Here is a 12,218-nt window from a genome sequence, read left to right as displayed (position 1 = left end):
CTTAAGTTGAGGGATAATAATATGAGCACAGGTTCAAATAAGATGGGGTTAATGGGACTAACAACCATTGTGACAGTAAATATGATGGGTTCCGGTATTATATTGCTCCCATCAAGTTTAGCGGCAACCGGAGGTATTGCTTTATTAGCTTGGGGAATAACAGCGATTGGTGCACTTTGTATTGCTTATGTATTTTCTAAATGTGGTATGTATTGTACCGAAGATGGTGGTATGTCGGCTTATGCGAAAAAAGCACATGGTAAATCTGGCTTTTTTATAGCATCATATACTTATTATGTTTGCCTTGTTATTAGCGCTGTGGCTATTTCTGTCACTACCGTTGGCTATCTTGAGACATTTTTTCCGTGGCTAAAAGAGACACCAATGCATAATTTCGTTGGTGTGGTTACGATTTTAATCGTGACATTACTCTGCAATATTAGAGGTGCAAAAATTACAGGTGCCATTTCTTCTGTGACAGTCTGGGGGGTCATTATCCCTGTGCTAGGGGTATCAATTATTGGCTGGTTTTGGTTTGATACTAAGATTTTTGCTGAAGGCTGGAACCCACATGATATACCAACCATGTCTGCAATATCCTCAGGTATCGCATTAACGCTATGGGCTTTTTTAGGCATAGAATCTGCAGGAGCCAATTCAGGCGCCGTAGATAATCCAAAACGAAATGTACCGTTAGCATGCATGCTTGCAACTGTATTTTCGGCAATTACCTATATTGCATCGACCACTGTTATTCAAGGGATCGTACCTAATGAATTATTATCGAAGTCGGATGCTCCATTTGGTTTAGTGTTCTCGCAAATGTTTAATCCATTTATTGGTAATGTTATTACAGTTTTAGCTATCATTGCGTGTTTAGGTTCTCTTTTAGGTTGGCAATTTACAAATGCTCAAGTATCAAAAGCCGCCGCTGAAATTAATCTTTTTCCGAAAGTTTTTTCAGAAGTAAATAAATTTGAAGCTCCAGTAAAAGGGATGCTAATTATGCTTGGGTTGGAGATAACCTTAGCCATAATGACAATATCACCTACATTATTGAAACAGTTTAATATTTTAGTCGATTTGGCTGTATTTATTAATATGGTGCCATATATTTTATCTTTGACTGCTTTAGGCGTTATTCTTCGTGAAAGTAATGTTGAATCCAAAGAATATAAAGTTAGTATTTTCTTGGGAACAATTGCAGTGGTTTATAGTATTTATGGTGCCTATGCTACAGGAACTGAAGCTGTTTATTATGGTGTGGTTATAACTCTATTTGGCTACTTATTTTATGGGTTTATTGCAAGTAAAGAACAGTTGGTAGAACAAGAAAAAATATGAAGTAATACATTAAGGTTGCGATAAAAATCAAATATTCCCTAATATGAAGGAAATAAGGAATGAAGAACTATGGAAAACAAAAAAGAGCATTAATTTTTAATGATTCAATTGAGGGAGGAGTAATTAAAAGTGCATTAAATCGTCTGCTTGAGGAATTTAATAATGAAGGAGTGCATGTCACTATAGCGTCTTCATTTGATGATTGTTATTCAATATTGAATGCCAACATTGCGGTAGATTGTTTAATGCTAGCGTCAAGAATGACTGGGCAGCAACAAGATGAAAATGAAATTTTTTTTCAATTAATTGATAAATTAAATCAACGTCAAGAAGGAGTACCTGTTTTTTTATTGGCAGAAAGAAAAAAGACTACTCTAATGGTTAATCGAGAATTAATGTCACGTGTGGATGAGTTTGCTTGGATCCTTGAAGACACAGCAGATTTCATTGTCGGACGATCTGTCGCAGCTATGGACCGATATAGGGATCAACTCTTACCACCTTTGATGTCGGCAATGATGAAATATGATGATGTTCATGAATATTCATGGGCAGCCCCTGGGCACCAAGGTGGAATAGGGTTTACTAAAACACCAGCGGGTCAACGCTTTTATCACTATTATGGAGAAGGGCTATTCCGTTCTGATATGGGAATAGAGCGAGGATCGTTAGGTTCACTTCTAGATCATACCGGATACTTTGGAGATAGTGAATCATTTGCAGCGGAAGTATTTGGTGCCAACAAATCCTATTCATTGGTAACTGGAACCTCTGGTGCTAATCGAACGATTATGCAAATCTGTATGAAAGAAAATAGCTTAGCTATTTGTGACCGAAATTGTCATAAATCCATTGAACAAGGCCTGATGCTTTCAGGTGCTCTTCCTATTTATTTACTCCCAACAAGAAACCGTTATGGAATTATTGGTCCTATTTATCCAGAACAAATGGAACAAGCGGCAATAAAGACTCGTGCAAAAGAAAGTTTATTAACAAAAGATCATGCAGAGCAGCAGCCTGTTTACGCAGTAATAACAAATTGTACTTATGATGGTCTGTGTTATAACGCTAAACGTGTACAAGATATATTAGGTAAAAGCAGTAATCGACTTCATTTTGATGAAGCTTGGTATGGTTATGCTCGTTTTAATCCAATTTATGAAAATCATTTTGCGATGCGGGGGGAGCCTGTTGAGTCACATGATTCACCAACGGTTTTTGCTACTCATTCTACGCATAAATTATTAAATGGTTTATCGCAAGCATCATGGATTCATGTTCGTCATGGTAAAGATGCTATTGATTTCCAACGCTTTAATCAAGCTTATATGATGCATGCAACGACATCTCCTTTGTATGCTATTAGTGCATCGAATGATATTGCGGTATCGCAAATGGCCGGAAATAAAGGGTATTCGTTAACTCAAGAAGTGATTAGAGAAGCGGTGGATTACCGTCAAGCTATGGGGCGATTATTCCGTGAATTTGAAGCAGATAATGATTGGTTCTTTAAACCATGGAATGCGGAAACGATCATTGAACCGGACACTGGAAAAGAAATACCGTTTGAAGTCGCGGATCCCAATTTACTTGCTGAAACACAAGATTTTTGGATGATGAAGCCTGGTGATAAATGGCATGGGTTTGATGATATTGCAAGCGATTGGTGTATGCTAGATCCAATAAAAGTAAGCATATTAGCTCCTGGTATGGGCGATGATGGTCGTTTATTAGATACAGGTGTTCCTGCTGCTATAGTAACTCAGTACTTAACTCGATTTGGCATAGTTCCAACGAGAACCACTGATTTTCAAATAATGTTTTTGTTCTCAATGGGTATTACAAAAGGTAAATGGGCAACGCTTGTTAATACATTGTTGAGTTTTAAAAGGCACTACGACAGTAATACTTCGCTCAAATCAGTTCTGCCTGATTTAGTTACTGAATATCCAGAAATATACGGTCATATGGGAATAAAAGATTTAGGTGACAAAATGTTCTCTTATCTTAAATTACATACGCCGTCGGATAAACTGAATGCAGCGTATTCAACATTACCTGAGGCGATAATAACACCAAGATCAGCATTTGAGGCAATTGTAGATAATAATATTGAAATGGTTGCCTCTTCAAAATTAGAAAATAGAGTAGCAGCGAATGCGGTTATTCCTTATCCACCTGGAATACCGATGTTAATGTCAGGTGAAAGCTTCGGTGGCAGTGAAAGTCCTCAAATCGGGTATCTTAGAAGTTTAGAAGTTTGGGATAAAGAGTTTCCAGGATTGGAACATGAAACTGAAGGAACAGAAGTAAAAGAGGGCCAATACTACGTCATGTGTTTAAAAAAATAACGGCAGTATTATTATCAAAGAAGCCACTAACATATTATAATGTAGTGGCTTTTTTATTAATTAGAACATTTTTTATTTAAAGAGATAGGTCTGATTGATTGATTTGTTTTAACTATTGATTCAATAGCTAAAACTAACTAGTAATTAGCTATTTTTTTTTCTATTATACGCGCATACTTTACTGTGTATCGGATAGAGAAATAATGACAATTTCGGACAACAATACCATTGTGATTTTTGGCGCTTCGGGAGATCTTACTTACCGTAAGCTAATTCCTGCTTTATATCATCTGTACGCGAGTAACCAACTTTCTAAATCTTTTTCTATTTTGGGTGTTAGTCGAACTCAATATGACGATGAGTCGTATCGAGAAAAAATGAAGCTCTCTTTGCAAAAAATGGAAAAGACTGATCCTGAAATATTAACTGCATTTTGTGAACACCTTCATTATCAAGCAGTAAATACGTCAGACGTTAATGATTATAGTAAGCTTAAAGTTAAGTTAGATCAGTTAGCTGAAAAATATCAACTAGAACAGCAAAATACACTTTTCTATTTAGCAACTCCGCCAAGTCTTTATGGCGTAATACCTTCTTGCTTAGCGGCTCATGGCCTAAATGGTGAAGCCAATGGCTGGAAGCGACTTATCATTGAAAAACCATTTGGTTATGATCTTGAATCAGCACAGAGCCTTGATAAAGAGATCCATCATCACTTCCAAGAACACGAAATCAACCGTATTGACCATTATCTAGGTAAAGAAACGGTTCAAAATCTATTAGTTCTCCGTTTCTCTAATGCCATGTTCGAACCTTTATGGAACCGTAACTTCATCGATTATGTTGAAATCACGGGTGCAGAGTTTCTTGGGGTTGAAGAGCGTGGTGGTTATTACGATGGCTCAGGTGCGGTACGTGACATGTTCCAAAATCATTTGCTTCAAGTATTAGCAATGGTAGGAATGGAGCCGCCAGCACAAATCAATGCCGATTCAATTCGTGATGAAGTGGTTAAAGTTCTTCAATGTTTGAAACCACTAGAAGAAGAAAATTTACGTAATGATTTAGTATTGGGTCAATACACTGCATCAGATGTTCGTGGTCAGCAACTAGCGGGTTACCGTGAAGAGAATGGGGTTGCTGATGATTCTCGTACTGAAACCTACATTGGATTAAAAGCGTATATTAACAACTGGCGTTGGAATGGCGTGCCATTTTATGTCCGTACTGGTAAGCGTTTGCCGACTCGAGTCACTGAAATTGTTATTCACTTTAAAAATACACCACACCCAGTATTTGGACAAAATGCACCTGAAAATAAGCTGATTATCCGTATTCAACCGGATGAAGGTATTCAGATGAGCTTTGGTTTAAAAGAGCCGGGTGCTGGCTTTAAAGCAAAAGAAGTGAAGATGAATTTCTCATATTCTGATCTTCAAGAATCTCAAATGCTAACGGCATACGAGCGTCTACTTCTTGATGCATTAAATGGTGATGCAACCTTATTTGCTCGTACCGATGCGGTAGAAGCATGTTGGAAATACGTACAACCTATTTTAGACTTTAAGCAAGATCCACAATCATTATTTGGTTATGCTTGTGGTACTTGGGGCCCGCAAGAAGCGAATGAATTGCTTCAACGTGATGGCCGCGCATGGCGTTTTCCATGCAAAAACTTAACAGATACGGATTACTGTGAACTATGATGAATCATAAGATTTTTGATACGCCAGAATTAGTGGTTGAGAACTTAGCTAACGAAATGAAAGCGTATAGTGAACAGGGACATGCTGTTCATATTTCATTATCAGGTGGTAGTACACCTAAAATGCTATTTAAACTATTGGCACAAGCGCCTTATGCTGAAGGTATTCAGTGGAATAATCTTCATTTTTGGTGGGGCGATGAGCGATGTGTTGCACCGGATGATGCGGAAAGCAATTACGGTGAAGCAAACACACTTCTATTTAGCCAAGTGAATTTACCGGCTGAAAATATTCACCGTATTCGTGGTGAAGACGAGCCAAAAGCAGAAGCAGAACGTTTCGCTAAAGAAATGGCTGATGTGATCCCAACAGAAAATGGCACGCCTGTTTTTGATTGGATCCTGTTAGGTGTTGGTGCAGATGGGCACACCGCGTCACTGTTTCCTGGTGTGACTAATTACCAAGATGAGAATCTGTCTGTTTTGGCATCTCACCCAGAGTCAGGTCAAATCCGTGTTTCTAAAACAGCGAAAGTTTTGGAAGCCGCACAACGAATCAGCTACCTAGTACTGGGTGCTGGAAAAGTTGAGATAGTTAAAGAAATTCATACTACACCTGCTTCAGAGTTGCCTTATCCGGCAGCAAAAATTCAGTCAAAGACTGGTGAAACAGAGTGGTTCCTAGATTCAGATGCAGCAAGCGCAATCGCATAGTCGCGATTAGCCGCAAGGAGATAAAAAATGAAAGGTGATATCGGTGTAATCGGCTTAGCAGTAATGGGCCAAAACCTTATCCTAAACATGAATGACCACGGCTTCAACGTTGTGGCTCACAACCGTACTGCAGCTAAAGTAGACGAGTTTCTAGAAGGCCCAGCGAAAGGAACTAACATTGTAGGTGCTTACACTTTAGAAGAGCTAGTTGAGAAACTAGAAGCGCCACGTAAAGTGATGCTAATGGTACGTGCTGGTGACGTTGTAGATACGTTCATCGACAAGTTAGTTCCACTTCTAGACAAAGGCGACATCATTATTGATGGCGGTAACACTAACTTCCCAGACACTAATCGTCGTGTTGCGGCTCTTCGTGAGAAAGGCATTCACTTCATTGGTACTGGTGTTTCTGGTGGTGAAGAAGGCGCTCGTTTTGGTCCTTCTATCATGCCTGGTGGTTCTCCTGAAGCATGGGAAGCCGTTAAGCCTATTTTCCAAGGTATCTCAGCGAAAACTGAAGCGGGTGAGCCTTGTTGTGATTGGGTTGGTAACGACGGTGCTGGTCACTTCGTTAAGATGGTTCACAATGGCATCGAATACGGTGACATGCAGCTTATCACTGAAGCATACCAGTTCATGAAAGATGGTCTTGGTATGAATTCTGATGAAATGCAGGCTGTATTTGCAGATTGGAATAAAACTGAGCTAGACAGCTACCTAGTAGAAATTACTGCTGACATCCTTGGTTACAAAGATGAAGATGGTGAAGCGCTAGTTGAGAAGATCCTAGACACAGCAGGCCAAAAAGGTACTGGTAAGTGGACTGGTATTAACGCGCTAGACATGGGTATCCCACTAACGCTAATCACTGAATCTGTATTCTCTCGTTGCCTATCTGCACTTAAAGATCAACGTGTTGAAGCTGAGCTGCTGTTTGGTAAGACAATCGCACCAATTGAAGGTGATAAGCAAGAATGGGTTGATGCAGTTCGTCAAGCACTATTGGCTTCTAAAATCATCTCTTACGCTCAAGGTTTCATGCTCATGCGTGAAGCGTCGAACGAAAATGGTTGGGATCTAAACTACGGTAACGTTGCTCTAATGTGGCGTGGTGGTTGTATCATCCGCTCTGCATTCCTAGGTAACATTCGTGATGCTTATGAAGCAAACTCAGAGATCGCATTCCTAGGATCAGATGCTTACTTCAAAGGTATCTTGGATAACTGTATGGCTGCATGGCGTAAAGTTGCATCTAAGTCAATGGAGTCAGGTATCCCAATGCCTTGTATGACTTCTGCTTTAACGTTCCTAGATGGTTATACAACAGCTCGTTTACCTGCGAACCTTTTACAAGCTCAACGTGACTACTTCGGTGCTCACACTTATGAGCGTACTGACCGTCCACGTGGTGAATTCTTCCACACAAACTGGACTGGTACAGGCGGTAATACAGCATCAACAACTTACGACGTATAATCGTAAAAGTATAGATACTGATACCTAACAAAAAGCCCTTAACTTATTATAAGCTAAGGGCTTTTTTGTAGGTTATGGAATCTAATGAATTAAATAATGCGTTTGTTTCTATATCTTTTTACGCAGTAGCCACTAATAAAACTGCCAATAGCTATGGTTAAGGTGATCACCGGTGCAGCCATTAATACCATTGTTATGTATTTTGAGATCTTTTCTGGTAAGAAAGATAATGAGTAACCAAAGCCTGTCAGTAATAAAATCCAAATAATCGCACTTATCCATGCAAAATAATGAAAACGTGCTGTTTTCTGCATTCTTAATCCCATCATTAGCGGTAAAAGAGGGCGCACAACAGGAATAAAACGAGCTACGAATAAAGCAATTAAGCCATGTCTCGTCAATAAAGAATCAACTGTTTGTAAACGATGTGGTGGTACTGCATTTATCCATTTCTTAATCGTAGGAAATTTATGTAACCAACGACCTTGAATAAATGCCAACTGACTGCCAATAGCCGCAGCCATGATAAGACCAGAAACAATAACTGGATAGCTGATCACATTTGCAGCAGCAAGTGAACCAGAAAGAATAACGACACTGTCGCATGGAAGGGGAGCCGCAGGAATAAAAGCACTCTCTAGCCAAATAAATAAAATAAGACAGAAGTAAATCATAGTGACGCTATTTGGATTTTGTAATAGGGTAAAATCTTGTTGCCAAAGAGCCGTTAGAATCGAAAGAAATGAATCAAACATCGCCATTCTCCAGACGAAAAATAAGCCGTTAGCTTATTGAGATAAGTGTATCGAGAGTAAGGTAAGTGCTTGATAAAGTCACTATAAAACTTCACTGTCATAAAAAGTTCATAATAGGTTTTTTCATAGAGATTGAATGACTATCGCTCCAATCCCTATGAGGTTTACTAATTGATTTGTAATGGTATTCAACCAATAAAGCTAATGTAAGCCTGAAGTATGATTAAATTGGTAATATCGATAAAGAAAGCCCCAACAATAGGCACAACCATAAAGGCTTGTGGAGAAGGACCAAAGCGAGAAACTAGAGAACCCATATTCATAACTGCTGTTGGTGTCGCCCCTAATCCAAATCCGCAATGACCACCTACCATTACTGCTGCATCATAGTTTGATCCCATAATACGGAAGGTAATAAAGTAAGAGAAAAGAGCTAAGACAATCGTTTGAATAGTTAAAATAACCAAAAATGGAATAGCAAGATCAAAGATATTCCATAACTTCAAACTCATAAGCGCCATGGCTAAGAATAACGATAAAGATACGGTGCCGAGAATATCAACCGTTTCGGTGTCGATCTTACGAACCTTGGTGATTTCAAAGATATTAGTAATAAATACCCCAATAAATAGCGCATAGACGAAATCTGGAATATTAAGCCAAGCAATACCAAAGCTGCTTACAAATTGACTTAAGTACTGAGATCCCGCAACGCAAACTAATAAGATAAACAGCATTTCAACGACTTTTTTGGCCGTGATTTTATCTTCTTCTCGGTCATTGTAAGTGATTAGCTCAGGGAAGCGGGTATGTGTGTCGACATCAGTGCCATATTCTGATTCTAGCTTGTGCTTTTGGATTAACTTTTGAGCGATAGGGCTACCTATCAGCCCACCCATAATTAAACCAAAGGTAGCAGAAGCCATAGCCAGCTCCATTGTGTTTAAATTATAGTTCTCGGCAAAAGTCTGTGACCAAGCAGCGCCTGTCCCATGCCCACCAGATAAGGTGATTGAGCCTGCAATCAATCCTAATAATGGGTCTAGCCCCATTGCACTGGCTAGGCCTACACCTACTGCATTTTGAATGAGGATATAAAAAGAAGCGACCGCTAAAAATAAGAAAACCTTAGCACCGCCTTTGACTAATTGGGTGTAGTTAGCAGCAAGGCCGACAGTACTAAAAAACATCAGCATGAATGTATTTTGTAGTGGCAGTGAAAACTCAATACTGACACCTTGAAAATGCAAAAGGGTAATAGAAAACGCAACAATTAGGCCACCAACAATAGGTTCTGGGATATTGTATTTTTTAAATACCCCAATTTTAGAGTTGATAAAGTGGCCAAGGGAAAGCACTGAAATGGCGATTAGAAAAGATTCTAATGCGCCGATAGATAGTGTGTTTGTCATAGGTAGCTCGAAATGTAATATCAAACCGATGGGTGTGACGAAGATAGATCGAGATTATGACAACTTTTTTATAAAGTCACTATAAATATTCATTATATTCAAAATTATATCTGATTTATGGTTTATAAGTTTTTTGTAAACAGAGAGACATTATAATACCAAAACAAATACCTTGAGTGATCATCGCCGTTCCTCCGTAACTAAAGAAAGGAAGAGGGCTGCCCATCACCGGAAGTAAACCTGTAACCATTCCTATGTTAATAAACGCATACAAAAAGAAACTTAATGCAAATGTACTGCTGACTAAGCGATTAAACGGTGATTCACATTGGTAAGCTAACCAAATAACGCGGCCGGTAATAAAGAGATAAAGGCTAAGTAAAAATGCGCAACCAAAAAATCCCCACTCTTCGGCATAAGTAGAGAAAATGAAATCGGTATGGCTTTCAGGGATAAAGCCAAGTTGTCCTTGAGTGGCATTTGTCCACCCTTTACCGCGCATGCCGCCAGATCCAACTGCGATTAACGATTGAATGATTTGGTAACCAGCACCAAGAGGGTCAGATTCAGGGTCAAGAAATTGAGTCACTCGTTTTTTCTGATAAGCCTCCATAACAAAGACCCATAAAAGAGGGATAATAACGGCAATTCCACCGAGAAAAGATCCAATTATCTTCCAACTCATCCCTGCAAAATAAAGAACGAATAGTGCATAGATAATAGTAAAAATAGCGCCATCAAGATCGGGTTGAATAAAGATTAAACCAGCAGGGATCGCGGTAATCAGTAAGCAGATGATGATCTTTTTAATATCAGGACGACCCGCTTCAGCAACTAAGATCCACGCCACCATTAATGGAACTGCAACTTTAACTAGTTCGGATGGTTGGAATCGGATTGGGCCAATAATAAGCCAGCGCTGAGAGCCATTAGTACTATCGCCCACAAGGATCACGCCTAATAGGAGAATAACCGCTAAAGCATAGAGATAAGGAGTGATACGTTCGTAGGTTCTAGGCTGTATTGCAGACATCACGATAATACAACCGATAGCGATAACGGCGCGGATCAGATGACGCTCTAGCATAGGTTCACTAAAACCACTGGCACTCCAGACAGTGAAGGTGCCGAGTAATATTAATAGTGATATAGCGATTAGCAGTGGGTAGTCAACTCTAGGGAGGTGCTTAAACATATATTTCTCATACATACCAGTGGTAGCTACTGGAGTGGGACTTTATATTCAAATTTACAGGCTTGTGAAATTACCCCTTTTATAGAATAAATCAACCTTTATCCCTTATTTAACCCATTTATTGACATAATGATCCGAACATTTATTAATTTTTCTTGGTAATAAGTAAGATTAAAATTCAGCATCTACTTCAAATTCCATTTCGATATTCGTAATAGGGTGACGTAATTTTAAATATCCAGCGTGTAGGTGTAATCGTTGATCTGTGAATCCATATAGGTCATCACCAACAATTGGCGTATTTAACCCCGCTTGATGAGCACAGTGAACGCGCAACTGATGAGTTCGGCCTGTTTTAGGATAAAGATAAACTTTAGTTCGGTTATTGTTGTGTGAAAGTACTTGATAAGCAGTCTCTGCACTGCGCCCATGTTCGTGACATACCATTTGACGAGGTCTATCCTCAAGATCTCCCGCCAGAGGTAAATGGATAACGCCATGTGCTGAGTCGATATTACCCTCAAGCAAAGCGGTGTAGCGTTTTTCTACGGTACGTTCAATAAACTGTTTTTGTATATTTTTATTGGTTTCTGGTGTTAGCGTGAGAACCAGTAAACCAGAGGTCGACATATCTAAACGGTGAACAATTAATGGACCGGTTGCATTTGGATAACGCGCTTGAATACGAGATTGAACAGAGTCAGTGATATATTTACCTGGTACAGATAAAAACTCTGCTGGCTTATTCACTACGACCATGACGTCGTCTTCATAAACAATCCCAAGTTCTTTGCCATAAGACGGTGTTTGTTCTAGAGGGCTTTCATCAACATTAATACCATCAAGCATATGTTCGATGATTTCAAAACACTTACTTTGACTGGCAGGGTATATGTTTTTATGTTGACGAATTTGATCATAAGGGGCGGAACCCCACCAAAATTCCCCTAGAGCTAATGGTACGTAACCCATTTTAAATGCGGTTTGTAATAGTTTTGGTAAATTCTGCTCACTTGAATATGAGATAGGGTCTTGATCATTTGTTTTTGAATCATGCTTACTAAACAACTCAAATAGGCTTTTTGATAAGCCATAATGATTTAGAAATGTGCATGACTTCAATGATGCCAGCTTTAACTCTTTAATTAATGCTGTTTGCTTTGCTTTCTTTGATTTAATAACTTCAATCTGTTTGTTATGTTGTTCTGTTAACTCAGCAATCGTCTCTTTCCAATGCAGCTTTAATGCTTTTAAGTCACGTTTTTC

The 12,218-nt window shown here is 39.1% G+C and carries 9 protein-coding genes; 5 read left to right on the top strand and 4 right to left on the bottom strand.

Features of this window, described 5'->3' with window-relative positions:
- Window positions 1-21 precede the first annotated feature (21 nt).
- The 5 genes from potE (at window position 22) to gnd (ending at window position 7,590) form a co-directional block, all read left to right on the top strand.
- Window positions 22-1,344, top strand: coding sequence for a putrescine-ornithine antiporter (gene potE / locus Q1K78_RS15725; RefSeq protein ID WP_300180988.1), 1,323 nt, complete (start codon window positions 22-24; stop codon window positions 1,342-1,344).
- A 59-nt stretch (window positions 1,345-1,403) separates the two neighbouring features.
- A complete protein-coding gene (gene adiA / locus Q1K78_RS15720; protein ID WP_300180985.1) occupies window positions 1,404-3,695 on the top strand; it encodes an arginine decarboxylase in 2,292 nt (763 codons plus the stop codon).
- Between the two features lie 203 nt (window positions 3,696-3,898).
- The gene (gene zwf / locus Q1K78_RS15715; protein WP_300180982.1) at window positions 3,899-5,401 is read left to right on the top strand and encodes a glucose-6-phosphate dehydrogenase; all 1,503 of its coding nucleotides are present in this window, start codon (window positions 3,899-3,901) and stop codon (window positions 5,399-5,401) included.
- Complete coding sequence (gene pgl, locus Q1K78_RS15710; RefSeq protein ID WP_300180979.1) at window positions 5,398-6,114, top strand: 6-phosphogluconolactonase; 717 nt, start codon at window positions 5,398-5,400, stop codon at window positions 6,112-6,114. The genes zwf and pgl overlap by 4 nt, the downstream gene beginning before the upstream one ends.
- 27 nt (window positions 6,115-6,141) lie before the next feature.
- Window positions 6,142-7,590 (top strand): decarboxylating NADP(+)-dependent phosphogluconate dehydrogenase, encoded by a 1,449-nt coding sequence (gnd, locus tag Q1K78_RS15705; RefSeq protein WP_300180976.1) that lies wholly within the window; start codon window positions 6,142-6,144, stop codon window positions 7,588-7,590.
- An 89-nt stretch (window positions 7,591-7,679) separates the two neighbouring features.
- Here gnd and Q1K78_RS15700 read toward each other — a convergent pair whose 3' ends face one another.
- From Q1K78_RS15700 to Q1K78_RS15685, 4 genes are all read right to left on the bottom strand, one after another.
- Window positions 7,680-8,345 carry a DedA family protein gene (locus Q1K78_RS15700; RefSeq protein WP_300180973.1) on the bottom strand — a complete coding sequence of 222 codons (666 nt, stop codon included), beginning with the start codon at window positions 8,343-8,345 and terminating at the stop codon, window positions 7,680-7,682.
- A 188-nt stretch (window positions 8,346-8,533) separates the two neighbouring features.
- Window positions 8,534-9,757, bottom strand: a complete 1,224-nt coding sequence (gene gltS, locus Q1K78_RS15695) for a sodium/glutamate symporter (RefSeq protein WP_300180969.1) — start codon at window positions 9,755-9,757, stop codon at window positions 8,534-8,536.
- Window positions 9,758-9,872: 115 nt separating this feature from the next.
- Window positions 9,873-10,952 carry a rod shape-determining protein RodA gene (gene rodA, locus Q1K78_RS15690; protein WP_300180966.1) on the bottom strand — a complete coding sequence of 360 codons (1,080 nt, stop codon included), beginning with the start codon at window positions 10,950-10,952 and terminating at the stop codon, window positions 9,873-9,875.
- Between the two features lie 171 nt (window positions 10,953-11,123).
- Window positions 11,124-12,218, bottom strand: a 1,095-nt coding sequence (locus tag Q1K78_RS15685; RefSeq protein ID WP_300180963.1) for an RluA family pseudouridine synthase, incomplete at its 5' end; no start/stop codon positions are given.

Origin of the sequence: uncultured Aliivibrio sp. (assembly GCF_946479765.1) — a bacterium.
Lineage (GTDB): Bacteria > Pseudomonadota > Gammaproteobacteria > Enterobacterales > Vibrionaceae > Aliivibrio.
The sequence above is the reverse complement of the archived record's forward strand: the minus strand, read 5'-3'. Positions and strand labels throughout refer to the sequence as shown.

What these genes read in the sequence shown, in the direction of transcription:
- gltS (WP_300180969.1), bottom strand. Translation starts at nt 9,757, where the DNA reads ATGACAAACACACTATCTATCGGCGCATTAGAATCTTTTCTAATCGCC.
- Q1K78_RS15700 (WP_300180973.1), bottom strand. Translation starts at nt 8,345, where the DNA reads ATGTTTGATTCATTTCTTTCGATTCTAACGGCTCTTTGGCAACAAGAT.
- adiA (WP_300180985.1), top strand. Translation starts at nt 1,404, where the DNA reads ATGAAGAACTATGGAAAACAAAAAAGAGCATTAATTTTTAATGATTCA.
- gnd (WP_300180976.1), top strand. Translation starts at nt 6,142, where the DNA reads ATGAAAGGTGATATCGGTGTAATCGGCTTAGCAGTAATGGGCCAAAAC.
- zwf (WP_300180982.1), top strand. Translation starts at nt 3,899, where the DNA reads ATGACAATTTCGGACAACAATACCATTGTGATTTTTGGCGCTTCGGGA.
- rodA (WP_300180966.1), bottom strand. Translation starts at nt 10,952, where the DNA reads ATGTTTAAGCACCTCCCTAGAGTTGACTACCCACTGCTAATCGCTATA.
- potE (WP_300180988.1), top strand. Translation starts at nt 22, where the DNA reads ATGAGCACAGGTTCAAATAAGATGGGGTTAATGGGACTAACAACCATT.
- pgl (WP_300180979.1), top strand. Translation starts at nt 5,398, where the DNA reads ATGATGAATCATAAGATTTTTGATACGCCAGAATTAGTGGTTGAGAAC.